A 26856-nucleotide genomic window follows, 5' to 3' on the forward strand; every position below is an offset into this window, starting at 1 on the left:
ATTCATACATATAGAAATGAATGTACGAAACGTGTACTGAAAGGCTCACTCTCACACCTCTTTACGTAACGGAAACACCGCCCGGCCAACGGGTTTGCAAGGAACACAATCGATGGCAATTCCCCAGCTATCCCAAGACATGTCACAAGAAGATTTTGACCGCATGGTCTCAAACGCGACGCGCGCATCCAATTTCCTCAAGGCTATTAGCCACGAAGGCAGATTGATGATCCTGTGTCACCTTGTGTCCGGTGAAAAATCTGTCACGGAACTGGAAGAGCTGCTGTCCGCCAGGCAAGCCGCTGTTTCGCAACAGCTTTCCCGCCTGCGACTTGAAGGTCTGGTGACACCTCGCAGGGAAGGTAAGGCCATCTATTATCGTCTGGCGGATGAACGTCCGCGCCGCATGCTCGAAGTCGTTTACGAACTTTTCTGCGGCGAGGCCCCAGCCTAAGAACTGGCTCCGCCTGAAGAAAGGTGCTACCGAAAAATGATCGAGCACTAAGGAGACGAATATGATCCGCGTAATTCTGATTGGCCTGAGTCTGTTTGCACTGACCGCCTGCGAAACTGCAAAAGGCGCCGGCAAGGACATCGAAAAAGCCGGAGATGCCATCCAGGGCGCAGCAACCGACGTTCAGGAAAGCCTGTAGCACACCTTATTTTGCGCCACGCGCGGAACCAGTATCAATATATGGTTGAAAGACGCACCAGGCCGCAGTAACCTATCCTCACAGGTGCATAGACGCGGCACTGCAACATCTGACGCTAAATCGGGGCTCTTTTGCACACGCAGAAGAGCCCCGGTCCCTTTCGGCAGGGGTGAGTGGTAGCCTGTATGAAACCGAAATCGGCAAAGGAAAAGGCGTCAGGTGCGCAGACGCGGTCTTTGCATGCATCCTTTCGGATACTCCTGACGCCTTACCGGTTCGATGCGTCCCGAAGGGCACCCCGATCCAGTTGCCCCAGCCCCCTAAGAGACTGCGACTGCTGCTTTGCGCCCGAAGGAACATCACAGCGTGCATCGGCCTTTTGAGAAGGTAGCCATCCGAGTAGGGTACGAAACCCGCATGCGGCTGATCACCCACCGGTAAGCCATTGCAGTTCAACGAAAATCCTAAGATCCGGTCTCTCTGCCAAGACCCCCGGGCCTTTGCGTCCCACCTTCGGTTCCGAAGAACCTGTGTGGTGTTCAGACTGTTGCATTACGTCTTGTATCCGACAAGAAAATAGCACTGCAGCATGAAAATTAGACGGGGATAAACTGTTAGTATCTGACGGGAAATCTTTGTGGATAATCCGAGAAGTTTCGAATCCACGCATGTTTGAACCGGGACATGTTCAGACTTGATCCAGGCCCCCATTTTCGCCCTATGCTGCAGGCGCAAAGGCCACCGCACGCGCCATTAGTTGAGAATTGCAGGGTTTGTACAACTCTCGGACCACCAATCTTTCGAATCGTACATACGGAGATTCGCCGATGCGTTGCACCATTTCCCACGCGCGCGCCAATTTGGGCGCTCTGGTCACCCGCGCACAGGACCCGCGCGAAGTAATCATACTGACCCGGCACGGCAAACCACTGGCCGCTCTGGTTTCGATCGTCGAGGCGAAGCGGATCTGGCATTTGCAGGATGATGACGAGATCGGGTGGAAACACCCGCTGTCGGGCATACGCGGGATGTGGTCGCGGGGACGCAACATCCCCGGAATGGAACCGGGACCGGACGGCAGCTATGTCACCGCGCGCGAGGCCGCGCTGAAGGTTCGCGAGATCCAGATGACCCGCGCCGAGGAATGCCGCATTCCAGCGCGGGGCGGTCTGGATCCTGTCGAGGGCGGTGAGTTGGCCGCCCGGCCCGTCTCCTCGCGGTGGAGACGATGGTTCCGTTTTTGAGAAGCGGTCCGACCCGCGCGTGGCAACCTACTAACCTCCGCCGCAGTCAATATCGCATCAGCGGTACTTACCCCCTACAATCGCCCGGGCCGGACACGCTTCAGTTCACCTGACGTTCCAGAACGGTACTGTAGGTCGTTCCGTTCCGCAGGCTACGGAAATCCGCAAAGATCTTCCCCTCCTCATACCGCGCATCGATCAGCGCATTGGCCCCGATCAGCAGAGGTGAGGTCTCGACGATGCCGATGCTGCCCGACCCATCGATGCTGATGGTGCCGGTGGCCTCGTACTCATTCCAGTTGGTATCGCCATCGCGACGCCATTTGCTGTGCCCCCAGAAAACGTTGCCGTCCTGAAGCTGCACATCCAGCATCCATTCGGCCTGATTGAACCGGGGCTGATCGCCTTTGTAGTAATGGCTGGGCTGGACGGTCGTGTAGGACCCCAGCCATGTGCCGCGCAGGTCGGGCGTGGTATCGGCCAACGCGGCCGTTCCAAGGGCGAGGGTCGTGGCCAAAGCGGCTGCTCCGGCAGTCATGTATCTGGTCATGGGCTCTCTCCTGTTCGTCTGGTCAACAGATTGGGAGGGCACGCACCGGTTGCAACTTACCTAAGGGAAACTTCATGATTGGTTCACCGGGGGCTTAGAATGGGGCTTCAGGCCCAGGCCAGAGCCGTCCCAACAATGACCAGCGCGATGCCGAGCCCCTCGCGATAGGAAAAGTTCTCGCCAAACAGGAAATACGAGGCGATGGCGATCAGCACGACCTCGGCCCCCAGAATGCCGGTATAGATGATGCCCAACCGTTCGTTGCGCAACGCGGCAAGTTCCAGCGTTGCGGCGGCCAGCAACGTGGCGACGATCAGAAGGGTCAGACCAACACCGGGGAGCTTCCACCAGAACTTCATCGAGATCATGGCAACGGAATATAGACCCGCCGACCCGAGGGCGATAAGGGGGATCATGGATGTAGACATCTGCGCCTCCTGCCGAGGTTGCCGTTGGGTCAAGTGTAGCAGGAGGGTGCGGTTGGGGCTGTGAGGTTGGTCACAGGTGTTAGATGGACAACTGATACGATGCTATTTAAACGTTCGAATTAGATAAAAGACTATGTGAAACATGCTGTAGAATCCCCAACCACCAAAATAAGAAACAGCACCCAACCAGGGTTAAACTCCTGCTGATCAAAGGCGCGGAAAGTGTGGTCCATAGTGCTTTGCAAAACAAAGTATGAAAAATAAGTCAGGCCAATCGTCGCGACGGGCCAGCGCTCCAAGATAGTTCTATAGTTCATTGCCATTGCAACAACCTAACGAGGTGATCTGTCAGCGGCTAGTCACAGAAATCCAAGTGATGAGGGCAGCGCCAACCCGAGGGGGTGAGCGGCGTCTCGGAATTCGTCCAGTGGACGAATTCAGCCGCGAACGGGCAGAGCCCAAGGGCGCAAACTCACCACCCGTTTTTTTCGAAGGTAAACCCTGAGGTTGACGCAGGAAGGTCATCCCAAAGGCAGGCACTCGTGTTTTTACGTCACTGACGGAACTCACTTTAGGCCCACAAAACGAGAACACTTGTTCTTCGCTTCAAAGGTTTACTTTCCATCGCTTCAACAGTTTAACGAAAACCTCGCGTGAAATGGAGCTAAAGGGTTTCGAGGAAAAGTACTGTGTCTTCCAACTTCCATCCTTCAGATTATGACGATCTCTTGTCCTCAGCACAGTGGAACGAAAACTTGCGCGACCTCAATCAGTATGTCGCACATTCGCTTGAACAAGTGGGTGAACCACCTGCGCTAAATGGCAATCTGTTCTACGAACACCGCGCGACGGGTTTTCAAACACAGCCATTTATTGAAAGATTCGAACCCAAACGAAGAAATTTCTTTGAGTTGGCCCGACGCTCGACACGTCTGTTCGAAATAGGCGTGAATGCGGGCCACAGCATGTTGTTGGCGCTTATGGCCAACCCTGAAATCAAGTGCGTCGGCGTGGATGTTTGCCAGAGATTGAACCGCCGGTGGGCCCGCGTGGACATTTACGTGCCGGCAGCATTCAACTGGCTAAGGTACAAGTTTCCTGACCGGGTTGAGCTGATAAAAGGAAACTCTCTGATCGAAGCTCCGGCATACGCCCTGAGGCACCCTGATGCGAAAATCGATTTCCTGCACCTGGACGGGGCCAAGGACACGCACCTCAGAGAGGTTCTGGCGCTACACGCTCTTATGCCGTCCGGTGCATTCATCGTGCATGACGATTCCAACCTCAGACCGGTTCGAATTGCAGACAGACAGTTGAGGCGTCTGAACTTTTCCAAGCCGATTGACTACAGCGAATTCGGCCTGACGGACTGCGAATTCCATTTGGTTCGAGCCGCCACCTGATCAGGTGGCATCAAGCTCGAACCCAAAAAGAAAGCCTGTCAGTGACTGTTCAAAACGGACAGCTTTAGCTGTCCATCTTCAGCGCTGAAATAAACGCCTCCTGCGGGATATCGACCTTCCCGAACTGGCGCATTTTCTTCTTACCCGCCTTCTGCTTGTCCAGCAGCTTGCGTTTCCGCGTGGCGTCGCCGCCGTAGCATTTGGCGGTCACGTCCTTGCGTAAGGCGGACAGGGTCTCGCGCGCGATGACCTTGCCTCCGATGGCGGCCTGGATCGGGATTTTGAACATGTGGCGCGGGATCAGGTCTTTCAGCTTTTCGCACATCGCCCGGCCCCGCATCTCGGCCCGGTCGCGGTGAACCATGGTTGACAGCGCGTCAACGGGTTCATCATTCACCAGTACCGACATCTTGACCAGGTTGTCTTCGGTATAGCCTGTCATTTGATAATCAAACGACGCATAGCCCTTGGTCACCGATTTCAGGCGGTCGTAGAAATCAAAAACAACCTCGTTCAGCGGCAGGTCATAGACGACCATGGCGCGCGAACCCGCATAGGTCAGGTCCAGCTGGATACCGCGGCGGTCCTGACACAGTTTGAGCACGTCGCCCAGGAATTCGTCGGGCACAAGGATGGTCGCTTTGATGCGCGGTTCCTCGATATGGTCGACCTTGGACGGGTCGGGCATGTCGGCGGGGTTGTGCAGCTCGATCATCTCGCCGTCTTTCATGTAGACGTGATAGATCACCGACGGCGCGGTGGTGATGAGCTCGATATCATATTCACGTTCGATACGGTCGCGGATCACCTCAAGGTGCAGCAGGCCCAGGAAGCCGCAGCGGAAGCCAAAGCCAAGCGCTGCCGAGGTTTCCATTTCAAAGCTGAAGCTGGCGTCGTTCAGCGCCAGTTTGTCAATCGCATCGCGCAGGTCTTCGAATTCGGAACTGTCGACGGGGAACAGGCCACAGAACACCACCGGCTGCGCGGGTTTGAAGCCTGTCAGGGCCTCTTCCGTGCCGTTGCGGTCATTGGTGATGGTGTCACCGACGCGGGTGTCGCGAACCTGTTTGATCGAGGCTGTCAGGAATCCGATCTCACCGGGGCCCAGCGAGTCCACCATCTCCATCTCGGGGCGGAAGACACCGACGCGGTCGACATGGTGCAGGGTGTTGTTCGACATGAACTTGACCCGCATGCCCTTTTTCAGCGTGCCGTCCATGATACGGACCAGAACGATGACGCCGAGATAAGCGTCGTACCACGAATCCACCAGCATCGCCTTGAGCGGCGCGTCCAGAGTGCCCTGCGGCGCGGGCAGATGGGTGACGATGGCTTCCAGCGTTTCGTGGATGCCCTGCCCCGTCTTGGCGCTGACCTGAATGGCGTCGGTTGCGTCGATGCCGATCACGTCCTCGATCTGTTCGGCCACGCGGTCACAGTCGGACGCGGGCAGGTCGATCTTGTTGAGCACCGGCACGATCTCGTGATCGGCATCGATGGCCTGATAGACATTGGCCAGCGTCTGCGCCTCGACCCCTTGGGTCGAGTCCACGACCAGCAGCGAGCCTTCGACCGCGCGCATCGACCGTGAGACCTCATAGGCAAAGTCCACGTGGCCGGGGGTGTCAATCAGATTCAGCACGTACTGCTCGCCATTGTCGGCGGTATAGTCGATGCGGACCGTGTTGGCCTTGATGGTGATACCGCGTTCCCGCTCGATATCCATGCTGTCGAGCAGCTGTTCCTTCATGTCGCGATCCTTGACCGTTCCGGTCTCTTGGATGAGCCGGTCAGCAAGGGTGGATTTGCCATGGTCGATATGCGCGACGATGGAGAAATTGCGGATATGAGCGAGGTCTGTCATGGAGTGGGATATGTCGGGAGTTTTGTCCCTCGTCAAGCGTTGAAGCGTTGCAAAAAAGGTCCCACCCGCGCCTTTCTGTTCAGTGGCATTTACCCGAATTCAGTGAATAGTTAAGATGATCGCATCATCTGGCCGTTTCAAAAACAGAAAGCAGGGAAGACTTGGCCAATTATTCGATCTTTGTGTTGGGTGAAGGTCAATTGTCCGTCTCTGTGGCGCAGGGTCTGGACGGGATCAATCAGGGCACGGGGATACATCTTATAGGTGAGACGATTACCATTAATTCGCGCGCCGCGACTGAAGTTTTCATCACGGATGCTGGATCGGACACCGACTTTTCCGACAATGATGGTAATCAGCGGTTAAACGGCGATCAGACAATCGATGGCACGCTTTTCTCCAGCGGCACGCGTGTTGAAGCCGAATATGGTATTACGCTGACTGATGGAACAACCACATGGCAGGCGGTTGCGTTCAACGTGAACAACTCATCACCGGCATATGGAACCGTTGAGGGCATCGCATTCATTGGGGGACCCGGACAGTTTCCGCCGGCCGGAGTACCTCTGACGGTCGTCAGCACACAGGAAGGTCCCAGCTTCGCATCAAACGCATATGTCAGCCCCATTTGTTACTGTCGCGGAACACTGATCGAAACCAAGTTCGGATACCGGCCCATCGAAATGTTGAAGCCGGGTGATGAAATCTGGACCCGTGACAATGGCTATCTACCCGTCATCTGGACAGGTGAACAGGCTGTCATCACAGCCGGTCGTTTCAGAATGGTCGAAATTCCCGAGGGAACGCTATCGAATTTCGCACCTTTGAAAGTGTCCCAGCAACACAGAATGCTGGTCACGCACCCTTTGGCAGAAATCCTTTGCGCAGAGAACGAAGTGTTTGTTCCAGCTATCAGCCTTGTTGATGCGGGCATTGCAACAATGTGCAAGGAGAACAGTGCAACTTACCATCATCTGCTGCTTGAGACACATAACGCCATTAACGCCAACGGAGCAAGTTCCGAGAGCCTGCTGCTGGCACCATCCGCCAGCCGCCAGAACCCGGATGATCTGTTCTTTCACGGCCTGGTCGATCAGATTTTATCTGCCGTTGAAACCGCGAGGCTGACACTGAAGAGAAAAGAGGCAACATTTTTGATCAACAGTATCTTGACCGTTGATCCGAATTCCCGTTTGATTCATACTCCGCCGCAGACCGAGAGGGGCATCAGACCCGTCCGGGCAGGCAAAAACGAGGCTCGAGTATGAAACAGTTTCTCCTTATCGCGTTTTGCGCCACGTCTCTCACGGCGGTGGCGCCTGTTGCAGACGCGGCGCAGATCAAGCGGGCGTGCATGGCGTCGGACCGGTCGGCAGCGACGCGGGATCGGTGTACTTGCATCCAGCGCGTGGCGGATCAGGCGCTGACCCGAAGCGATCAGAAGACCGTGGCCAAGTGGTTCTCTGACCCGCATCAGGCGCAAGAGTTGAAGATGTCGCAGACCGCGCGCGATGATGCGCTGTGGGATCGGTATCAGAACTTTGGCCAGATGGCGCAGGCGATCTGCAGCTAAGCCCTTCGGAACGCTTGACCTGATGCACGCTGCGCCCCAGAAAAGGCGCAACGAAAGGTGTATCTTATGGTGATGAAAGGGCTGACCCTGCGGGGCCTTGAAGTATTCGAGGCCTTGGCACGGACGGGATCTGTGGCGCAAGCCGCCGAGATCACGGGGCTCAGCCAGCCATCCGTTTCCCAGCAATTACGCAATCTGGAAAAGGCGTTGGGCACCGAACTGGTCGATCACGGGCGGCGACCGATGCGCCTGACACAGGCCGGGCGCAGCTTTCTGGCGCGGGCCGAGACGGTTCTGGCCGAGCTGCAAATGGCACAAAGCGAATTGTCGGTCATGGATCTGGGGCATCTGACCACGCTGTCAATCGGGCTGATCGACGACTTCGACAATGATCTGACCCCGCGGCTGGCAACGTTGCTGGCAGACAGTCTGACCCGATCGAATTTCAAACTGATCACCTTGTCGAGCCTCGATCTGTTCGAGGCCCTGGCCGAACAACGCCTGCATATGGCCGTAACCGCCCATAGCGGAGAAGTGCTGGAGGGGGTGGTCGAGTACCCTCTGGTCCGGGATCCGTTCATTCTGGTTGCACCACAGGGGTCGGGCGGAGTGGAGGCGGTACAGGACAGGCTGCCATATCTGCGCTATGCCCGCGAGCAACTGATCAGCCGGCAGATCGAGGCGCATATGGCGCGTGGCGCGCAGGAGTTTGAGGAACGGTTCGAGATCGGCTCGCACATGGCGCTGATGGCCATGGTTGCACGGGGCCTGGGTTGGGCGATCACGACGCCGCTGGGTTTCATGCGCGCAGCGCGGTTCCATGAAGGGCTGGAGGCCCATCCTGCCCCGTTCGGGGATTTCTCGCGCAGCATATCCTTGCTGGCGCGTACGGACTGGTCCGATCAGGTACCGCAGGAGGTCGCGGGCATGACACGGCGCCTGATGCAGAACCAGATCGTGGACCCGGCTTTGGCCAAACTGCCCTGGCTGAGCGGATCGCTGCGGGTGATCGGCGGTTAACTGTCCAGATGAGCGGCAAGGCCCTCGACCGCCGCTTCAATCAGGTCCAGAGCGCCATCGAAATCCCTTGTATAATATGGGTCAGGCACATGATCCGCGCCGGTTTCAGGGGCGAAATCAGTCAGCAGGCGCACCGGGGTGTCACTGCCGGCGGGGCGCAGATCCTCGATATCCGCGATGTTGTTGGCGTCCATGCCGAGGATCAGGTCGAAGCGGGCGAAATCGGCAGCGGTGAACTGACGAGCGCGCAGGTCACCCAGGTCGATTCCCCTGATCTTCGCAGCTGCCTGCATTGGGCCATAGGGCGGGTTCCCCGCGTGCCAGCCCATGGTTCCGGCACTATCGGTTACGTGGTGCGGCGCGCGGGCGCGGAAAACGCCTTCGGCAGCGGGCGAACGGCAGATATTGCCCAGGCAGACAAAGAGGATACGGTGTGACATGCACCAAGCTGTACCGCGCGGAGGAGAAATGGAAAAGATCGTGATCCTGACCGGGGCCGGAATATCCGCCGAAAGCGGGTTGAGCACCTTTCGCGATGAGGGTGGATTATGGGCACAGCACCGGATCGAGGATGTCGCCACGCCGGAAGGATTCGCCTGCGACCCCGCACTGGTTCAGGGGTTTTACAATGCGCGGCGCGTTCAGGCCTCTGAGGTGCAACCCAATGCCGCACATGAAGCACTGGCCCGATTGCAACGCGACTGGCCCGGAGACGTCGTGATTGTCACCCAGAACGTGGACAGCCTGCATGAGGCGGGCGGCGCCGAGGATGTCATTCACATGCACGGAACATTGGCCGGCGCTTTGTGTTCTGCCTGCGGCCATCAATGGACCGCCCCGACCGAGATGGCTGTAGGAGAACCCTGCCCCGCCTGTGCGCACCCCTCTGCCCGGCCCGATGTGGTTTGGTTTGGTGAAATGCCCTATTTCATGGACGAGATTTATGACCACCTGGCTAGCGCGTCGCTTTTTGCTGCCATTGGCACCTCGGGTCAGGTTTATCCGGCAGCGGCCTTTGTGCACGAGGCACAAGCGGCGGGCGCACGTACGATCGAAATCAATCTGGAACCGTCTCTGGGCGCATCCGGGTTTGACGAACGTATTGTCGGCAAAGCGGCTCAAACAGTTCCGCGATGGGTTGAGCATCTGCTTGCGCCGCACACTTAAGGTACAGACAGCACGCGCTTAATTTGTATAGACTATCTTCGAAACGACTGGAGGACGAGAAATGGCTGATCAAGACCCCCGGACCGGTGAGATCCTTGATGACGACAGCATGGCCGGGCGCGACATGCTGGGCGAGCAGCTTTCCAGCCTGTGGTGGACCTTTCTGCTGCGCGGAGTATTGGCCGGGCTTGTCGGCATTGCCGCACTTTTCTGGCCGTCGGGCAGCATCGCGTTGCTGCTGCGACTGGTTGGCGTGCTGCTGATCCTCGATGGCGGCCTGACGCTCTTGGGCGTTGGGCGACGTGGTGTGATGGGCGGCGCTGCGATTGGTGCGCTTCTGATCGGGCTTGTCCTGCTGTTCTGGCCGGAAGGGACGGTCAAACTGGCCTTTTTCCTGATGGGCGCATGGGCGCTGATCATCGGGATCGGCTCGCTGGCGGCCTCCGGGCAAATGCATGAGAGAGACCCGCAACGTGGCTCGATGCGCGTATCGGGATTCGTCGCGCTTGTCGTCGGGCTCGTTTTGATGATCTGGCCCGCGGTCGCGCTTGTTGCGCTGGGATGGGGCATCGCCTTTTCGGCACTGGCCATTGCTGCCGTCATGTTCTGGCTGGCGTCCCGATTCCGTCAGGCCGGCGACCGTGTTGGCCTGAAGACCGTCAATAAGTAGCACCAGCGACAGCCACAAGGACAACAGGCCGGGCAATGCCCGGCCTGACGCATGAATGACGGCCGCAGCGCGGCCTGAAGACAGGCGTTGCCCTAGTTCGAATGTGATCCCCCGCCCATGTCCTGGCGCTCCAGATCGACCGGGATTTCGACTTCAACCTCGCCCGCTTTTTCGAAGATCAGCGTCACCGGAACCGTGGCACCCTGCTCGAACGGTGCCGTCAGCCCCATGAACATCACGTGGTCGCCGCCGCGTTTCAGCATATGGGTCTCGCCGGCCGGAATGGCAAAGCCTTCCTCGACATGCATCATCTTGGCCACGCCATTTTCGTCGACTTTGTGCGTATGCAGTTCGACCCGGGCCGCGGCATCCGAAGACGCGCCGACCAGCCGGTCATCTATATCACCCTGATTCCGGATCATCATGAACGCAGCACCCGCCTTGGCGGTCTTTCCCGATGACCGGGCATAGGCGTCATCAACTTTGATTGTACCTTCGGCAAAAGCCGGCAAAGCCAGTGTCACAACGGCCAGAGTTGCAAACAGAGTAATCTTGAGGGACATCGTGCCTCTCCTGTGTTTTGAGTTTGAAAAAGATTGGTTTTCAAATACTTACAGGCGGCGCGCGCGCCGGGGAGCCGGGGACTGGCAAAGCGATCTGATTGACCAGATGCCGCAACGGCGAAGGCTGCGCCTGTTTCGGTGCCACAGGCATCGATGGGTGGGCGACGGCAATCGCGCCAATCAGGGACAGCGCATAGTCCGGACAGTAATGCGGTGGTGCGGTCGGTTGCCCGTCTTCGTCCATATAGACAACGACCGGACCGGTGCCTGTGCACAGCACCATCTGACCCACGGCCCTGTCCATGCCGCGCGAAACAGCAAGGCCCTGCCCGGTCAGAACCAAAAGCAGGGACAGAACATAAGGTAGGATTCTGATTAAAACTGGTCTCATCCTGACCCGGGTATAGGTCAGTCAGCAGAGTAGCTTCAAGCGCCAAAGGGTCGCGCTTGAAGCTGGCTTCAGTAGTCAATTCCCGGTCGTTTCACCTTGCTTGTATTGAAGCTGGTGTGGGAACGGTTCACCCTGCGCTGCATCCGCGTGCAAGCCGAAATTGCTTTGCGAAAGACCGCGGCCAGGAACAGGAAAAGGTAGAAACTTTTTAATGTCATAGTGTGGCCCCCGCCTGATGAATGACAGTTACGTTAGGTCAGATTCGAGAGCCCGTATGTGAAGCAATTCACCAATAGCGAAAAATAATTTCGAAATTGAAAACAATATGAGGCAGTGTGGGCGTTTCAAAAAAGAAAAAGCCCCGCACCAAAGAGGTACAGGGCTTGAAATACCGTTAGCGAAAAAGCTTAGGCCGTGGCTTGTGCCTTGGCGATTTCCTTCTTCACTTTCAGAGCGTTCGACGACAACTCGTCATCCTTGGCTTTGGCCAGGAATGCGTCCAGACCACCGCGGTGGTCAACCGAACGCAGGGCAGCGGCCGAGATGCGCAGCTTCACGCCGCGGCCCAGGGTCTCGGACTGCAGGGTGACGTCATTCAGGTTCGGCAGGAAACGACGACGAGTTCTGTTTTTGGCGTGGCTGACATTGTTGCCAGTCATCGGGCCTTTTCCGGTCAGTTCGCAACGGCGCGACATGGTTTCTTCCTTTGTTTCTGGAGGCCGGGCACAAAGCCCTCGGCCAAATCACAAGGGGCACAACCCGAAGTCGCGCCCGAAAACTGGTTGGATGCGTGTAGTGGGAATCGCAGGGAGGGTCAAGACGGGCTGCGCGAATTCTTTCATTTTGCGCCAACCTTTGAAACCCCGCCCTTTTTCAACCCGTCAGGTCAGCGTATTGAGCAGTTCCTGTGCCGCCAAAACCGGGTTCAGATGCCCGGCCGAGACTTCGGCATTCAGACGCTCCATCTCAGCCTTGGCTTGCGGCGTGTCGAGGCGAGCCAGAAGGGCGTGACGGACCTCCTGATCGAACCAGTAACGTGCCTGCGCGGCGCGGTTGGCCTCCCAGATACCGTTGTCGCTGCGCCATTGGATCAGGGATTGCATCTCGTCCCAGGCTTGCTCCAGCCCCTGTTCTTCGACCGCTGAAACGGTCATTGCCTTGGGGAAACCTTCGGGATCCTGGGGGCGCTTGCGCAGCAATCGCAGCGCGCCGGCATAGTCTGCGCACGTCCGTGTCGCCGTGGCCTTCAGGTCACCATCCGCCTTGTTGATCAGGATGATGTCGGCCATCTCCATGATGCCACGTTTGACACCCTGCAATTCGTCCCCACCCGCCGGGGCCAACAACAACAGGAACAGGTCCGACAATTCAGACACCACCGTTTCGGACTGCCCTACGCCCACGGTTTCGATCAGCACCACATCATAGCCCGCGGCCTCGCACAGGGCGATGGCCTCACGGGTCCGTCGGGCAACGCCGCCGAGATGGCTCTGGCTGGGGGACGGGCGGATGAAAGCGTTCTTCTCGCGGCTCAGGCGTTCCATCCGGGTTTTGTCCCCCAGAATCGAGCCCCCCGAACGGGCAGAGCTGGGATCGACTGCCAGAACCGCGACACGCAGCCCCTGCCCCGTCAACATCATTCCAAAGCTTTCGATGAATGTGGACTTGCCCACTCCTGGCGTGCCCGACAAACCGATCCGCAGCGCCTGGCGCCCCGATCCGGCGAGCTGTGCCAACAGCTCGCTCGCCTGTGCGCGATGATCGGCGCGGTTGCTTTCCACCAGAGTGATTGCACGTGCCAGCGCCCGGCGCTCGCCCTTCAAAATCCTGTCGCTAAGGCTGTCTGTCTGCATTCTTGTCCCGATCCTAGAGGCAAGAATAGTTGCCGCGCTCCGGGGGCGTTTGTCCAGACCGGAGGTCTCTGGAAATGCGATCAAGGCAATAGCTGCGTCAATTCGTGCGCCGCGTGGCACTTCCGGATATGGTCTTGGCACCATGGGTTACACCAAAGTGCTCGCACTGTGCGAGAACTGGACGTCACCTGCATGATGGCGGATAAGAGCCGGATGACGATACGCCTGCCCATCGACGACGCCATTCCCGAACTGCTAGACACTTTACGTGCGCATGGTCGCGCGGTGCTTCAGGCACCACCCGGGGCGGGCAAGACCACGCGGGTTCCTCTGGCAATGCTCGAGGCAAGTCTGTGTGACGGCAGGATCGTGATGCTGGAGCCCCGGCGGCTGGCGGCCCGGGCCGCTGCCGAGCGGATGGCCGAGACCCTGGGAGAGCGCGCAGGGCAGACCGTGGGTTACCGTGTGCGCGGCGATGCGAAAGTGTCAAAAGACACCCGGATCGAAGTGGTAACCGAAGGCATCCTGACGCGGATGCTGCAATCCGAACCCGACCTGTCCGGCATCAGCGCGGTGATTTTCGACGAATTCCATGAACGGTCTCTGAACGCCGATCTGGGGCTAGCCTTGTGCCTTGAGGTAACGGGCGCACTGCGAGACGATCTGATCCTGCTGGCCATGTCAGCCACGCTGGATGCAGATCCCGTCGGCGCGTTGATGGCGGCCCCGCTGGTCACATCAGACGGGCGCAGCTTTCCGGTTGAGACGCGCTGGCTGGATCGGCCATTGGGACCGCAAGCGCGACGGTTGGATGCGTTGATCGATCTGGTGTCTCAGGCCGAGCGTGAGACGCGCAAGTCCGGCGGCGGAATTCTGGTTTTCCTGCCGGGAGAGGGCGAAATTCGGCGCGCTGAGGGCGCTTTGAACAGTCGATTACCCAATAGTTGCGTGGTGCGCCCGTTATTCGGGGCCATGCCCTTTGCGGCCCAGCGTGCGGCGATCGCCCCGGTGGAACATGGGCGCAAAGTTGTGCTGGCGACGTCGATTGCCGAAACGTCGCTGACGATCCCCGATATCAAGGTTGTCGTGGACATGGGGCAGGTCCGACGGGCTCGGTTCGATCCGGGATCGGGAATGTCACGGCTGGTGACCGAACGGGTGACACGGGCCGAGGCCACACAGCGCGCGGGCCGGGCCGGACGTGTCGCCGAAGGGGTGTGTTACCGGCTCTGGTCGAAGGGGGAAGACGGTGCGCTGGCCGCCTACCCGCCTGCCGAGATCGAAGCGGCTGACCTGACCGGGCTGGCGCTGGAGCTGTCCCTGTGGGGCGCTGGCGCGGCCGATCTTGCCTTTCTGACTCCACCTCCCGAAGGGACGATGGCCGAGGCGCGGGCTTTGCTGACAATGCTGGGCGCACTCGACGCCAATGGGCGGATCACTGATCATGGGCGCGCCCTGGCAGCACTGCCCTTGCATCCACGGTTGGGGCATATGCTTGTGCGGGCCGGTCCGAACGCCGCACCTTTGGCGGCGTTGATGGCAGAGCGTGACCCCCTTCGCGGTGCGCCGGTGGATATCACCCTGCGGCAAGAGGCGCTGCGTGATCCACGGACTTTTCAGCGCAACAGGATCTGGCAGGTCAACATGGGCGCCGTGGATCGGATCAATGCCGAGACCAAACGGTTGCGGAAACAGGCCAAGGGCGACTCTGCTGATCTGAGCCCTGCCGCCATGGCTGCGCTGGCGTATCCTGACCGCATCGGGCAGCGGCGCAAAGGTGACGCGCCGCGCTATGTACTGTCAGGGGGAAAAGGTGTTGTTCTGGACAGTGCGGATCCACTGGCCAACGCTCCGTTTCTGGTCGTCATCGACACTGATGGCAATCCGCGCGAGGCTAAGGTCCGGATGGCCACCCAGATTTCGGAACGCGAGACCCGCGATCTGTTCGCGGATCAGATCGATTGGGTTGAGACTTGCGCCTGGTCGAAACGCGAGCGGCGGGTCGTGTCGCGGTGGCAAGAGCGGTTCGGCGCGATCACGCTGGATGACCGCATCTGGAAGGACGTTCCAGACGACGCCGTGGCGCGCGCGATGTTGGACGGGGTCCGCGATCTGGGCTTGCGGCTGGAGGGTGCCGCCGCGCGTTTAGCCGCCCGTGTCGAACTGGTGCGTGCCGATGGCGTCGATCTGCCCGATTTTTCGGTCGCAGGCCTGATGGCCGAGATGGACGAATGGTTGCTGCCCATGCTGTCAGGTGTCAAAAGCGCCGAAGACTGGAAGAAGTTCGACCTTATGCCCGCCCTGCGCGCGCGGCTGGACTGGGCACAGACGCAGGAACTGGACCGGCGCGCTCCGGGGTCATTTGAAACGCCGCTGGGGCGCAAGGTACCAATTGATTACAGCGCTGCCGTGCCTGAAATCTCGGTCCGCTTGCAGGAAGTGTTTGGCGTGACCCGCCATCCGGCAATCGGCGGCCAGCCTTTGAAGATCACCCTGCTGTCACCAGCACAGCGCCCGATCCAGATAACGCGCGACCTGCCCGGTTTCTGGGCGGGCTCTTACGCGGATGTACGCAAGGACATGAGGGCGCAATACCCCAAACACCCCTGGCCCGAAGATCCGACCCGGGCTGATCCCACGCTGAGAGCGAAGCGCAGACGGGAATAGAGCAGTCAGAAAATTCTGCTGTTTGGCCAAAAACCCACAATTTCAGGCTAAAACCCCTCAAATATCGGCCAAAATCGGAAGATGCAATTGAAACTCACCATTTCTGTTGTTATGTCTTATCAACTTTGAAGGCATAGAGTAGACAACAAGAAACCGATGAGTGCATGGCTGCAAAACATCTGGGAAGAGGTTGGACGACCTCTTTTTCTGCGCCCCCGGCGGGTGCAGTTTGCAGCGTTGTGCACCCGCATTCATGACGGAATGGACGAAGTCCTGTTGATCACCAGCCGCGACACCAGACGCTGGATCATCCCGAAAGGTTGGCCAATTGATGGTTTGAGTGGAGCGGAAACGGCCCTGCAGGAGGCCTGGGAAGAGGCCGGAGTACGCGGGGATACGGTACACAATGATCCCATCGGTCGTTACACTTACGACAAGATCCTCAAAGACGGATCAGCGCAGCCGGTTTTGGCCAGTGTCTACCGGGTTTCGGTGCGCGCACTGGCTGAAGAGTTTCCCGAGGCCGATCAGCGCGAACGCCGCTGGTTTTCGCCGGCTGATGCGGCCACACAGGTACAGGAGCCCGAGTTACAGGCCTTGTTGCGTAATCTCTAAGGAATTCGCAACAATTCTGTGGCACCCAGCTTGCCTACGCAGCAGGAAACCGCTAGCTGCGCGCTCGTTCAATATTTGACCAAGTTCATGTCTGACACGAATCCAAAACCACGCTGGCAAAAGCTAGACAGCGACCTGCACCGAATTTCGCGTATCGAAGCCGCCAATATCCATGTCGCACGCCATTTGCTGGCACCGGGAGTCGCGCTGGCCTTCATGGCATTGGCCGGGCTGACGGCGGCAGTTCTGTTTGGTCAGGCGGATGGTAGCTATATCGTCGTCGCAGCGGCTGCGTTCGGGGCCTATATGGCAATCAATATTGGCGCCAATGACGTGGCCAACAATATGGGCCCTGCGGTTGGTGCGAATGTGCTCACCATGGGCGGCGCCATCGTGATTGCCGCCATTGCCGAAAGCACAGGCGCTTTGCTTGCGGGGGGTGATGTGGTTTCGACCATCTCCAAGGGGATCATCGATCCGGCCTCGGTGCAAAACAGCGAGGTGTTCATCTGGGCCATGATGGCGGCGCTGATATCGTCAGCCATGTGGGTCAACCTGGCAACCTGGATCGGCGCTCCTGTTTCCACCACGCATTCTGTCGTGGGCGGGGTCATGGGTGCAGGTATTGCCGCAGCGGGCCTGAGCGCGGTGAGCTGGGGCACAATGAGCGCAATTGCGGCCAGCTGGGTGATCTCGCCGGTGCTTGGGGGTGTGATTGCAGCGGGTTTTCTGGCGCTGATCAGGTCAAAGATCCAGCATCAGGACGACAAGATTGCAGCCGCGCGCAAATGGGTGCCAATCCTTTTGGCGGTGATGGCTGGGGCCTTTTCCACATATATGTCCGTCAAAGGGCTGAAGCGGATCGTGACAATCGATCTGGAGATGGCTTTGCTGATCGGGTTGTCTGTGGGGCTTCTGGCCTGGTCCGTGACCGTCCCGTGGGTCAAACGCAAATCAGAAGGAATGGAGAACCGGACCCGGTCTCTGAAAACGCTGTTTGGGCTGCCCCTTGTGATCTCGGCCACGTTCCTGAGTTTCGCCCACGGCGCAAATGACGTGGCCAATGCGGTCGGCCCGCTGGCCGCGATTGTTCACGCGGCTGAATTCGGAGAGTTCGCAGCCAAGGTTTCAATCCCTCTGTGGGTGATGATCATTGGCGCGTTCGGGATTTCGTTCGGTCTGTTCCTGTTCGGCCCCAGGCTGATCCGCATGGTGGGCAGTCAGATCACCAAGCTGAACCCGATACGCGCCTTTTGCGTCGCCCTGTCGGCGGCGATCACCGTAATTCTGGCCAGCTGGCTGGGTCTGCCGGTCAGTTCGACCCATATTGCCGTTGGAGCAGTCTTTGGCGTCGGCTTCTATCGCGAGTGGCATTCCGAGCGTCGGCGCAAGCAGGGAAACCTTCAGCGCACGGCGCAACACCTTGCCCCGGAAGAATACCGCCGTCGCAAGCTGGTGCGCCGGTCGCATTTCATGACCATCGTGGCGGCATGGGTTGTGACCGTGCCAGCCGCTGCAACCATGTCGGCCGTAATATACTGGGTACTGACTGCATTCGTCTGACGAATACCGTCAGAGCCTGATCTGCTCAGGTGACAACGGGTGATCGGGTGCGTGTTTGATCAGGTCGGACACTTGCGTGCAGATGGGTGTTGGCACTCCGGTTTCGTGACCCATCCGGATGATATGGCCTTGCAGACTGTCAATTTCCGTTTGGCGCTCGGCCATCAAGTCATAGGCCATGGACGTTCGCGCACTCGGATCGATTGTCAGCATCCGGGCCGCGATCCGGGTGAACAGCGGCGTCGGAAGTCGCAGAATATGCGGCGTCATCCATGCCGGAAGTGGTGTGGTCGAAGCCACGGGATGCCCCGCCGCCTTGAGAACAGTCAGCGCCTCGGACATCTGATCCGCCATGAGATTGCGCCAGTCGCGGTTCATCAGCTGATCCACCAGCGTGAGGCCCGACAAGGCATTGAGCGCATTGTTCAGGTTGATCACAAGCTTGCCCCATTGCACGGCCTCGATCCGGTCGCTGGACATAACGGGAAGGTCCGCACTACTCAGTTGCGTCGCCAGATCTCCGGTGCCGCTCTGGATGACGATCTCTCCGGACGTGGCCCGGTGATAGGTGGCGGGGGCAGTCGGCACCACATTGAACGGAACCATTCCGGCGCGAACGTCGCGCCCGGGAAGGGCATTGCGCAGTGTTGTGGCGGCCTCGATCCCGTTTTGCCAGGACAGGACAGGCACATCTCGCGGTGCAATAGTGCCAATCAGCTCGGCCATGTCTGATGTAGCGCCCGATTTGACGGATACGATGACGAGTTCGGCCTGACCCAGGCAGGCCGGATCTTCACTGAGAGACAAAGATTCGGGCGGAACCGTGTAATCAAGGCCGTCAAAATCTGTGACCGTCAGCCCGTGCTCACGGATCGGGTCCAGCACACGTGCCCGTCCCAGAAGGGTCACGGAGTGCCCCGAACGGGCAAGCAAGGCACCGCAGTAGCAGCCAATGCTGCCCGCGCCTGCGAGGACAATTTTCATGATACCCCCTCCGGTATTCCCGAAAAGGATCACCGCAAACGGCCCGTGACACAAGCCCACTTGCCCCTGACGTCGCGCGCTAGCGGGCCAGCCGGGGTTTTGTGTGCTCAAGCTCTTTGGAAATAGGGATAAATTCCTGATCGTCACCCGGAGGCAGGTGAAACGCACCGTTGGCCCAATCGGCGCTTTTCCACTCACGGGTTGCCGTTTCGATCTTTTCCTTCGAAGACGAAACGAAATTCCACCAGATGTAGCGGTCTTCATTCAGGGTCGCTCCGCCCAGCAGCATCATCCGCGCGCCCAGTGGGCCCGCCGTGACAGACAGCCTGTCCCCGGGGCGGAACACCATCATGCGGCCCTCGTCAAACGTGTCACCCGCGATTTCGACCGAACCTTGCGTGACATAGACACCGCGATCTTCGTGGTCGTCAGGCAGAGGGAAGGACGCGCCGGGTTCCAATTGCACATCGAGATAGAAGGTTTCGGACAACATCCTGACCGGGCTGGTCTCACCATAGGCCGAACCCAGGATCAACCGGGCGCTGACACCCGCATCCTGAAGATGCGGCAGTGCGGCCTGTTTGTGGTGTTCGAAATCCGGGGCCATATCCTCATGCGCTTCGGGCAAGGCAATCCAGGTCTGAATGCCGAACAGGCTGTGTTTCTTGCCTCGGGTCTCATCACTGGTGCGTTCTGAATGGGTCACACCGCGGCCTGCGACCATCCAGTTGACCTCGCCGGGATAGATCATCTGATGTGTGCCAAGGCTGTCGCGGTGCTCGAACTCGCCCTGGTACAGATAAGTGACCGTGCCCAATCCGATATGCGGGTGGGGGCGAACATCGATGCCGCCTTCGGTGATGAATTCAGCAGGCCCCATTTGATCGAAAAAGATGAACGGGCCCACCAACTGTCGTTTTACCGAAGGCAGCGCACGGCGCACCTCGAACCCTCCCAGGTCACGGGCACGCGGGATGATCAACGTGTCCAGCGCCGGATTTTCCGAGATGCAGTCCGGATTGTGTGTCGGGTTCCAACTCATTTCAGCACTCCCCTCGTTGCAGATGGTCAGGCCGTCTGCGTTCTCTCAGGTAAGAAATAGCCGCGCAAAGCAGCCTATAAAGTGCACGATTGCACAGGTGGAGTGCGGCGCCGTTCCGACTAACGCGGCCAGAGCTTGGGAAAAAAGGGGCCGTCAATCCGATCCCCCTCGCCATAACCTGCTGCCTCGAACTGCGCGCGCTCGTCCTTGGCCCAGTCGCCACGGTATCGGATGACACCGTCTGGTGCGGTCATGCGAAGGGTGAAGCGACGCACCGTTTCCGACGGGGTGGTTGAAGACAGCCCGCCATGCAGCGTTCGCATGTCGAAGAAAATGCAATCCCCAAGCTCAAGATCCCATTGCAGCAAATCAAACGCGCCGGGGTTTGCATTGACATCAGGTGGTGGGTGATAGGTCTGCCCGGCAACTTCGGTGGGCTGATAACTGGGATGACCATCGGCGAACCGCACCCGCATGAACAGCTTGTCCCATAGGTGTGAGCCTTTGACAAAAGCGATGCCGTTTTCCTTGGTCACTGGTTCCAGCGGCAGCCAAAGGACGCACATCGTACCTTCGAAATCGAAGTAAGACAGATCCTGATGGAAGGGCGGGCGCGAAGTCGAGCCGGCCTCGCGGAGAAACCAGTTGTCCATGACAAGGTTTACGGATGGCGCGCCCAGCAACCCGGCAGCAAGCGGTGCGCAGGGTGAATTGTGAACGAATTCGTTGAATTGCGGAATTTTATTCCAGGCCCAGTAGTCTTCGAAATAACCCGGGGCGTCCGGATCCTTGGTGTGGCGAGTGAAATTGTCGGTTGGAGTGTCAAGGTCGGCATCGATACCGGCGCGCAACAGTGACAACCAGTCAGATGAGAATTTCGACCGGAGAACAACAGCCCCATCGCGTTGGAAGGCGCCGATGTCTTCCTTTGTGACCAGGTCTGCTGTCGTCATGGAATGATCATCCCGAAGTGGTTCGGTGACCCTGAGCATCGCACCGCACAGCACGAGACGTCAAAGAGATTCGTTTCGACGACCCAGAATCGCTCACAGTACAGTGAGCGTGCATGGGTTGAACCGAGCACAGCCTCGGATTTTTAAAGAAACATGCTATGTTTCAGATGGAAGCCGCAGACTGACAAGATTGGATCGCGTATTGGAGGTTTCTCGATGACAGATGCGTTGCTGTCCCGTCGTTCCCTGATCACCCAAGGTGCTGCCGTTTTGGCAACCGGGGCTGCGGGGCTTTTGGTTCCTGCCCGCGCAGCCGGGCTTGCGCCGACGCCTTCGATGCGGGGCGGATCAAACAACTATCGCCCTGGCGCACCGGTCGTGGACCGGATCGGCAGAGGGGGGTTCTGGATGACCGGCACCGTACGACGGGCGGGCGACGGCGCACCCCTGCCCGGCCAACGCATTCAAATCTGGGCCCATACCACCGAGGGGCACGAGCGTGACCCGCAAAGCCATGGGGCGACTTTGACGAATGAAAAGGGTGAATTCCGCCTGGAAATGCCGCAGATCGTGCCCGCTTTCGGCCAACCGCACGGGCATCTGGCCTATGACAGCGGCGCGTTCGAGACGGTGTTCCTGCGGCCTGTGATGTCCAGTTCCAAGGACAAGACACTGGCTGCGCATTTCGTGTTGCAACCGCTCTGATCCCGGTGATCCGAACCGGTGTCATTTGGGCGACCCTGATCGCCGCCCTTGCCGTTCCTCTGATCGCTGCGGCAGGCAGCCCTTACCTTGCATGGCGCGACCCTGTCTACATCCTCGCCGGGTTTGCCGGAATTCTGAGCTTGGATCTGCTGTTGCTGCAACCGCTTCTAGCCGGAAAAAACCTTCCGGGCTTGTCCGCAGTGAAGAGCCGCCACATTCACCGTTGGATCGGCCTGACCCTGGTGCTGGTGATTGTGGTCCATGTCGCGGGTTTGTGGCTTACCAGCCCGCCGGATGTGGTGGATGCGTTGTTGTTCGTCTCTCCGACACCGTTCTCGGCCTGGGGCGTCATTGCCATGTGGACAGCTTTCGGGGCGGCCCTGCTGGGTGTCTTCCGCCAGCACCTGCGTCTGCGCTTTCGACTTTGGCGGCTGAGCCACACCGTGCTGGCCGCGGTGACGATTGTCGGCAGCGTTGTTCACGCCATGCTGATCGAAGGCACGATGGAGATCATGACCAAAACAACGCTTTGCACACTGGTCTTGCTGGCGAGCGCAAGCGCACTCGCCAAGCTGAAAGTGTGGGATGTCCGTCGGCGCCCTTAGACGCCCAGACACCAGCGCATGACCGCCTTCTGCGCGTGCAGGCGGTTTTCGGCCTCATCAAAAATGACCGAGTTCGGTCCGTCCATAACCTCGGAGGTCGCTTCTTCCTCGCGGTGGGCCGGCAGGCAATGCATGAACAGCGCATCCGGTTTGGCATGCGACATGAGTTCAGCGTTGACCTGATATGGTCGCAGCATGTTGTGGCGGCGTTCCTTGGCCGACTGGGAATCATGCATCGAGACCCAGGTGTCTGCGACGACGAGGTCAGCGCCTTCCACCGCTTTGTGCGGATCCCTTTCGATCACGATTTTCGACCCTTTCTGGCGGGCAAACCCTATGAACCCTTCTTCCGGGTCAAGCTGAGCGGGCCCGGTGAAGGTCAGATCGAACCCGAACTGACCAGCGGCGTGCAGGAAGGAGGCGCAGACATTGTTGCCGTCGCCGGTCCAGACCACCTTTTTTCCGGCGATGGGGCCGCGGTGTTCCTCGAATGTCAGAACATCAGCCATGATCTGGCAGGGATGGGTGCGGTCGGTCAGGCCGTTGATCACCGGCACGTCCGAGTATTCGGCCATTTCGGTCAGGATGGTTTCATCAAAGGTGCGGATCATGATCATGTCGACATAGCGCGACAGCACGCGGGCGGTGTCGGCAATGGTCTCGCCATGACCCAGCTGCATGTCCTTGCCGGACAGCACCATGGTCTGCCCGCCCATCTGGCGCACGCCCACATCGAAAGACACGCGCGTCCGCGTCGACGGCTTTTCGAAGATCAGTGCCACCATGCGATCTTTCAGCGGTTGTTCGTCGTCAGGGGCGGCCTTGGGGCGGCCCAAACGCGCCTGTTTCATCACGCCCGCCTGATCGATCATGGACCGCAGATCGGTAGAATCGGTTTTGTGGATATCAAGAAAATGGTTCATTTTGCTTCGCTTTTGGCTGACGGCGGGTGGGGTCAGACCCCAACACCCCCAAAGTATTTGAAGAAAGGTGAAACTCAGGCAGTCGCAAGCTGGGTTTCGATCTGTTTGGCTGTTTTGTCGAGGCGGATCACGGCCAGAGCGATATCGTCCTCAGTCAGGGTCAGCGGTGGCAGCAGACGGATCACGTTGTCGGCGGCGGGAACGGTGATAACCTCGTTGTCATACCCTGCATTGACCACGTCGATATTGGTCGGCTTGCACTTCAGGCCGAGCATCAGGCCCGATCCGCGCACTTCTTCGAACACTTCAGGGTGGTCGGCGATCAGGCCTTCGAGCTTCTGGCGCAGAAGCCCGGATTTGCGGTTGACGCCTTCAAGGAAGGCGGGTGTTGCCACGTGATCAATCACCGCGCAGCCCACGGCGCAGCCCAGCGGGTTGCCGCCATATGTCGAACCGTGGGTGCCCGCGGTCATACCGGACGCCGCGTCTTCGGTCGCCAGTACAGCCCCCAGCGGGAAGCCCCCGCCGATGCCCTTGGCGACCATCATGATATCAGGGGTGATCCCCGCCCATTCATGGGCAAAGAGCTTGCCTGTCCGGCCAACGCCGCATTGGACTTCATCAAGGATCAGCAGAAGGCCATTTTCGTCGCAGATCTGGCGCAGCGCTTTGAGTTCGGCATCAGGTACGGGGCGAATACCACCTTCGCCCTGCACCGGTTCGATCAGGATCGCGGCCGTCTCATCGGTTATGGCGTTGGTGACGCCATCGAGGTCTCCGAATGCCAGGTGGACAAAGCCGGGCAGCAGCGGGCCGAAGCCCTTGGTCATTTTCTCGGACCCGGCAGCAGCGATACCGGCTGACGACCGGCCGTGGAAGGAACCGTCGAATGTGATGATTTCAACCCGCTCGGGCTGACCTTTGTCATAGAAATACTTGCGGGCCATTTTCACGGCCAGTTCGCAGGATTCCGTGCCAGAGTTCGTGAAGAAAACCGTATCGGCAAAAGTGTGTTCCACCAGCTTGTCAGCCAACGCCTGTTGCTGAGGAATGTTGTACAGGTTCGAGACATGCCACAGCGCATGGGCCTGGTCAGTCAGCGCGGCCACCAATGCCGGATGGGCGTGACCCAGCGCGTTCACCGCGATCCCTGCGCCGAGGTCCAGAAAACGTCGGCCATCCGCCTCGGTCAGCCAGGCGCCTTCGCCCTTCACGAATGTCAGGGGCGCACGGTTATAGGTCGGCAGAACGGACGGGATCATGGGATCATCCTTTTCAGGTAGTATGAGCCTCGTGAGTGATACACGAAGGCCCGGTTCGTCAACAGATTTGGTGAGGTTTGTGCCGAATAGCTGGGCACACGGGATCAAACAGGCCGGTTACGCAAAGATGCGTCGGCGTCGGAGCAGTTGGATATGCACATGTTTGATCATGGCCGTCCGTATAGCGATGCTTGCGCAGGTTGGGAAGCCGGTATTTGAAACGATCCCATTTTGCGCTTGCCAACGCCTACGCAACCGCGCACCGCTTGGCCATGTTCGAACCAAAACACCATAATCCACCGCTTGCCGCCGCGCTTATCTTTGTCGCCACCGCCTTTATCGCGGCGACGACGCTGCTGGCCAAGGCGCTGGGGACGGATGCGTTGGGCCCGCCCTTGCATGCGATGCAGATCAGTCACGGGCGGTTTCTGTTTGCCCTGCTGGCGATCCTGTTGGCGGTTGCAATTCTGCGGCCCCGATTGGTGCGGCCCCACTGGGGTCTTCACATCGGGCGGACCAGTTTTGGCTGGGCGGGGGTGACATTGATGTTCGCGTCGGTTGCCTTCATTCCGATGGCGGATGCGACGGCTATATCCTTTCTGAACCCTGTCTTTGGTATGGTGCTGGCCATTCCTCTGCTACAAGAACGCGTGGGACTGTGGCGCTGGCTGGCTGCGGCTGTTGCCTTGACGGGTGCACTGATCCTGCTTCGCCCGACCCCAGCCAGTTTTCAGCCCGCTGCCCTTCTGGCGCTGGCAGCGGCCGCGCTGATCGGGATGGAGTTGATTTTCATCAAGAAACTTTCCGGGCGCGAGCCACCGATGCAGATCCTGCTGATCAATAACTCGATGGGGCTGGTGATCGCCACGATAGCCGTCAGCTTCGTCTTTCAGATGCCGACCCCGCAGCAATGGGCAGCATTGGTGGGGATCGGCGTTCTGATGGCCTGCGCGCAGGCTTGTTTCGTCAACGGCATGGCGCGGGCGGACGCATCCTTTGTGGCCCCGATCAGCTATGCCACGCTGATCTTTGCCGCCCTTTACGACTTTGCGGTCTTTGATGTGATCCCTGACTGGATCAGTCTGGTCGGGTCTGCGACTATCCTGGCCGGCGGGCTGATCCTGGTCTGGCGAGAAGCGGTGCAGCGCCATGCCTGAGAGCCTGCCCTGCACAGGCCCTTTATTCCGGAACGGGGGCGCCTGCGCCCTTGCTGGGAAGGCCAAGCCTGCCCTTGAAACCCGACACGCTGGCAGAGCGGCGCTAAGCCTTGAGACGGTAACCGGTACGCAGCATCAGCCAGGTGATGACTCCGATCACGAGTGTTGCAAACGTACAGACCGCTATTCCCAGCCACGGAGAGCTGTCCGACACCCCGATCATCCCATACCGCAAGCCATCAATCAGATAGAACACCGGGTTCAGGTGTGTCAGGCGATTCAGGACAGGCGGCAACGCCTCGACCGAATAGAACGTACCCGACAGGAAGGCCAGCGGCGTGACGATAAAGTTGGTGATCGCAGCCATCTGGTCGAACTTGTTGGCAAAGATACCTGCAAACAGTCCCAACGCGCCCATGAACGCTCCGCCCAGAACGACAAAGGTCAACGCGATCAACGGGTGCTGCGGCGCGATGGAGAGCAAGACCAAAAGCGCAATCGAGATCACCACTGCAATCATCACGCCGCGGGCGATGCCACCCGCGAGGTAGCCCAGCAGAATCTCAAGCGGTGACAGCGGTGGCATCAAGGTATCAACGATGTTGCCTTGCACCTTGGCGATCACCATCGAGGACGAGGTATTGGCAAAGGCGTTCTGGATCACCGTCATCATCATGATCCCCGGCGCCAGAAACATCACAAACGGCACGCCCATGACATCAGGCCGGCTGGGTCCGATGGCGATGGTGAAGATCAACAGGAACAACCCCGCCGTAACCAGTGGTGCCAGAACCGTCTGGGTCCAGACGGCCAGAAAGCGCAGGGTTTCGCGCTGCGCCAGCGTGTAAAGGCCCATCCAGTTGACTGCTCCGAAGCGACGCGCGGTCTGATCTGCGGGATTCTGCATGTTTTGCCCTCAAACTGATTCGAAGACAGCTTGTAACTCGGGCTGCAGTGTTTAGAATAGGGGGCTGAGACGAATTCCCAAGGCGGCCCGAATC

General features: G+C 59.0%; 29 protein-coding genes. 15 read left to right on the forward strand and 14 right to left on the reverse strand.

Annotated elements, in window-relative coordinates; translation table 11 throughout:
* Window positions 1-112 precede the first annotated feature (112 nt).
* The 3 genes from D1823_RS09255 to D1823_RS09265 all read left to right on the forward strand — a co-directional run bounded on the left by D1823_RS09255 (window position 113) and on the right by D1823_RS09265 (window position 1897).
* A complete protein-coding gene (locus D1823_RS09255; RefSeq protein WP_117869645.1) occupies window positions 113-454 on the forward strand; it encodes a helix-turn-helix transcriptional regulator in 342 nt (113 codons plus the stop codon).
* Between the two features lie 61 nt (window positions 455-515).
* A complete protein-coding gene (locus tag D1823_RS09260; protein WP_117869646.1) occupies window positions 516-653 on the forward strand; it encodes an entericidin A/B family lipoprotein in 138 nt (45 codons plus the stop codon).
* Between the two features lie 827 nt (window positions 654-1480).
* Window positions 1481-1897, forward strand: a complete 417-nt coding sequence (locus tag D1823_RS09265; protein ID WP_117869647.1) for a type II toxin-antitoxin system Phd/YefM family antitoxin — start codon at window positions 1481-1483, stop codon at window positions 1895-1897.
* 100 nt (window positions 1898-1997) lie between these two features.
* Here D1823_RS09265 and D1823_RS09270 read toward each other — a convergent pair whose 3' ends face one another.
* Both D1823_RS09270 and D1823_RS09275 read right to left on the reverse strand, forming a co-directional pair.
* Window positions 1998-2447: a hypothetical protein gene (locus D1823_RS09270; RefSeq protein WP_117869648.1), complete on the reverse strand. Its 450-nt coding sequence runs from the start codon at window positions 2445-2447 to the stop codon at window positions 1998-2000.
* A 107-nt stretch (window positions 2448-2554) separates the two neighbouring features.
* Complete coding sequence (locus D1823_RS09275) at window positions 2555-2875, reverse strand: hypothetical protein (RefSeq protein ID WP_117869649.1); 321 nt, start codon at window positions 2873-2875, stop codon at window positions 2555-2557.
* Between the two features lie 689 nt (window positions 2876-3564).
* Between D1823_RS09275 and D1823_RS09280 the strand changes: the two genes are divergently transcribed.
* Window positions 3565-4278 carry a class I SAM-dependent methyltransferase gene (locus D1823_RS09280; RefSeq protein WP_117869650.1) on the forward strand — a complete coding sequence of 238 codons (714 nt, stop codon included), beginning with the start codon at window positions 3565-3567 and terminating at the stop codon, window positions 4276-4278.
* Window positions 4279-4342: 64 nt separating this feature from the next.
* On the opposite strand, the gene lepA is transcribed toward D1823_RS09280, so the two are convergent.
* Window positions 4343-6142, reverse strand: a complete 1800-nt coding sequence (gene lepA / locus D1823_RS09285; RefSeq protein WP_117869651.1) for a translation elongation factor 4 — start codon at window positions 6140-6142, stop codon at window positions 4343-4345.
* A 161-nt stretch (window positions 6143-6303) separates the two neighbouring features.
* Between lepA and D1823_RS09290 the strand changes: the two genes are divergently transcribed.
* The 3 genes from D1823_RS09290 to D1823_RS09300 all read left to right on the forward strand — a co-directional run bounded on the left by D1823_RS09290 (window position 6304) and on the right by D1823_RS09300 (window position 8735).
* Entirely contained in the window at window positions 6304-7410 is a 1107-nt protein-coding gene (locus tag D1823_RS09290) for a Hint domain-containing protein (protein WP_162896802.1), read from the forward strand.
* A complete protein-coding gene (locus D1823_RS09295) occupies window positions 7407-7715 on the forward strand; it encodes a hypothetical protein (RefSeq protein ID WP_117869653.1) in 309 nt (102 codons plus the stop codon). Before D1823_RS09290 ends, D1823_RS09295 begins: the two co-directional genes overlap by 4 nt.
* A 66-nt stretch (window positions 7716-7781) precedes the next feature.
* Entirely contained in the window at window positions 7782-8735 is a 954-nt protein-coding gene (locus D1823_RS09300) for a LysR family transcriptional regulator (RefSeq protein WP_117869654.1), read from the forward strand.
* Here the strand turns inward: D1823_RS09300 and D1823_RS09305 are convergent.
* A complete protein-coding gene (locus tag D1823_RS09305; protein WP_117869655.1) occupies window positions 8732-9175 on the reverse strand; it encodes a low molecular weight protein-tyrosine-phosphatase in 444 nt (147 codons plus the stop codon). The genes D1823_RS09300 and D1823_RS09305 overlap by 4 nt on opposite strands.
* Before the next feature lie 28 nt (window positions 9176-9203).
* Here D1823_RS09305 and D1823_RS09310 point away from each other — a divergent pair, with 28 nt between their 5' ends.
* Both D1823_RS09310 and D1823_RS09315 read left to right on the forward strand, forming a co-directional pair.
* A complete protein-coding gene (locus D1823_RS09310; RefSeq protein ID WP_117869656.1) occupies window positions 9204-9902 on the forward strand; it encodes an NAD-dependent deacylase in 699 nt (232 codons plus the stop codon).
* 61 nt (window positions 9903-9963) lie between these two features.
* A complete protein-coding gene (locus tag D1823_RS09315) occupies window positions 9964-10572 on the forward strand; it encodes an HdeD family acid-resistance protein (protein ID WP_117869657.1) in 609 nt (202 codons plus the stop codon).
* Between the two features lie 92 nt (window positions 10573-10664).
* On the opposite strand, the gene D1823_RS09320 is transcribed toward D1823_RS09315, so the two are convergent.
* The 4 genes from D1823_RS09320 to meaB all read right to left on the reverse strand — a co-directional run bounded on the left by D1823_RS09320 (window position 10665) and on the right by meaB (window position 13379).
* Complete coding sequence (locus D1823_RS09320) at window positions 10665-11135, reverse strand: copper chaperone PCu(A)C (protein ID WP_117869658.1); 471 nt, start codon at window positions 11133-11135, stop codon at window positions 10665-10667.
* 40 nt (window positions 11136-11175) lie between these two features.
* On the reverse strand, window positions 11176-11526 hold the full coding sequence (locus tag D1823_RS09325) for a hypothetical protein (protein ID WP_117869659.1): 351 nt from the start codon (window positions 11524-11526) through the stop codon (window positions 11176-11178).
* 407 nt (window positions 11527-11933) lie between these two features.
* Entirely contained in the window at window positions 11934-12221 is a 288-nt protein-coding gene (gene rpmB, locus D1823_RS09330) for a 50S ribosomal protein L28 (RefSeq protein ID WP_117869660.1), read from the reverse strand.
* Between the two features lie 186 nt (window positions 12222-12407).
* Window positions 12408-13379: a methylmalonyl Co-A mutase-associated GTPase MeaB gene (gene meaB, locus D1823_RS09335; protein WP_117869661.1), complete on the reverse strand. Its 972-nt coding sequence runs from the start codon at window positions 13377-13379 to the stop codon at window positions 12408-12410.
* Window positions 13380-13592: 213 nt separating this feature from the next.
* Between meaB and hrpB the strand changes: the two genes are divergently transcribed.
* From hrpB to D1823_RS09350, 3 genes are all read left to right on the forward strand, one after another.
* The gene (gene hrpB / locus D1823_RS09340; protein WP_117869662.1) at window positions 13593-16046 is read left to right on the forward strand and encodes an ATP-dependent helicase HrpB; all 2454 of its coding nucleotides are present in this window, start codon (window positions 13593-13595) and stop codon (window positions 16044-16046) included.
* A gap of 156 nt (window positions 16047-16202) precedes the next feature.
* On the forward strand, window positions 16203-16661 hold the full coding sequence (locus tag D1823_RS09345; RefSeq protein ID WP_117869663.1) for an NUDIX hydrolase: 459 nt from the start codon (window positions 16203-16205) through the stop codon (window positions 16659-16661).
* Between the two features lie 87 nt (window positions 16662-16748).
* Entirely contained in the window at window positions 16749-18224 is a 1476-nt protein-coding gene (locus tag D1823_RS09350) for an inorganic phosphate transporter (protein ID WP_117872811.1), read from the forward strand.
* Window positions 18225-18233: 9 nt separating this feature from the next.
* Here the strand turns inward: D1823_RS09350 and D1823_RS09355 are convergent, their stop codons facing one another.
* From D1823_RS09355 to D1823_RS09365, 3 genes are all read right to left on the reverse strand, one after another.
* Window positions 18234-19208 (reverse strand): 2-dehydropantoate 2-reductase, encoded by a 975-nt coding sequence (locus tag D1823_RS09355; protein ID WP_117869664.1) that lies wholly within the window; start codon window positions 19206-19208, stop codon window positions 18234-18236.
* Window positions 19209-19287: 79 nt separating this feature from the next.
* Window positions 19288-20250, reverse strand: coding sequence for a pirin family protein (locus D1823_RS09360; RefSeq protein ID WP_117869665.1), 963 nt, complete (start codon window positions 20248-20250; stop codon window positions 19288-19290).
* 119 nt (window positions 20251-20369) lie between these two features.
* Window positions 20370-21203 (reverse strand): phytanoyl-CoA dioxygenase family protein, encoded by an 834-nt coding sequence (locus D1823_RS09365; protein ID WP_117869666.1) that lies wholly within the window; start codon window positions 21201-21203, stop codon window positions 20370-20372.
* Window positions 21204-21419: 216 nt separating this feature from the next.
* On the opposite strand from D1823_RS09365, the gene D1823_RS09370 reads away from it, so the two are divergent.
* Window positions 21420-21908 carry a twin-arginine translocation pathway signal gene (locus D1823_RS09370; RefSeq protein ID WP_117869667.1) on the forward strand — a complete coding sequence of 163 codons (489 nt, stop codon included), beginning with the start codon at window positions 21420-21422 and terminating at the stop codon, window positions 21906-21908.
* Window positions 21909-21916: 8 nt separating this feature from the next.
* A complete protein-coding gene (locus D1823_RS09375; RefSeq protein WP_371415309.1) occupies window positions 21917-22513 on the forward strand; it encodes a ferric reductase-like transmembrane domain-containing protein in 597 nt (198 codons plus the stop codon).
* Here the strand turns inward: D1823_RS09375 and argF are convergent.
* Both argF and D1823_RS09385 read right to left on the reverse strand, forming a co-directional pair.
* Window positions 22510-23436, reverse strand: a complete 927-nt coding sequence (argF, locus tag D1823_RS09380) for an ornithine carbamoyltransferase (RefSeq protein WP_117869669.1) — start codon at window positions 23434-23436, stop codon at window positions 22510-22512. The two genes, D1823_RS09375 and argF, sit on opposite strands and share 4 nt — an antisense overlap.
* A 74-nt stretch (window positions 23437-23510) precedes the next feature.
* Window positions 23511-24698 carry an aspartate aminotransferase family protein gene (locus tag D1823_RS09385; RefSeq protein WP_117869670.1) on the reverse strand — a complete coding sequence of 396 codons (1188 nt, stop codon included), beginning with the start codon at window positions 24696-24698 and terminating at the stop codon, window positions 23511-23513.
* 272 nt (window positions 24699-24970) lie between these two features.
* On the opposite strand from D1823_RS09385, the gene D1823_RS09390 reads away from it, so the two are divergent.
* The gene (locus D1823_RS09390; RefSeq protein ID WP_117872812.1) at window positions 24971-25855 is read left to right on the forward strand and encodes a DMT family transporter; all 885 of its coding nucleotides are present in this window, start codon (window positions 24971-24973) and stop codon (window positions 25853-25855) included.
* A 103-nt stretch (window positions 25856-25958) separates the two neighbouring features.
* Here D1823_RS09390 and D1823_RS09395 read toward each other — a convergent pair whose 3' ends face one another.
* On the reverse strand, window positions 25959-26762 hold the full coding sequence (locus tag D1823_RS09395) for an ABC transporter permease (protein ID WP_117869671.1): 804 nt from the start codon (window positions 26760-26762) through the stop codon (window positions 25959-25961).
* Between the last annotated feature and the right edge of the window lie 94 nt (window positions 26763-26856).

This window comes from Ruegeria sp. AD91A (assembly GCF_003443535.1).
Classification (GTDB): Bacteria; Pseudomonadota; Alphaproteobacteria; order Rhodobacterales; family Rhodobacteraceae; genus Ruegeria.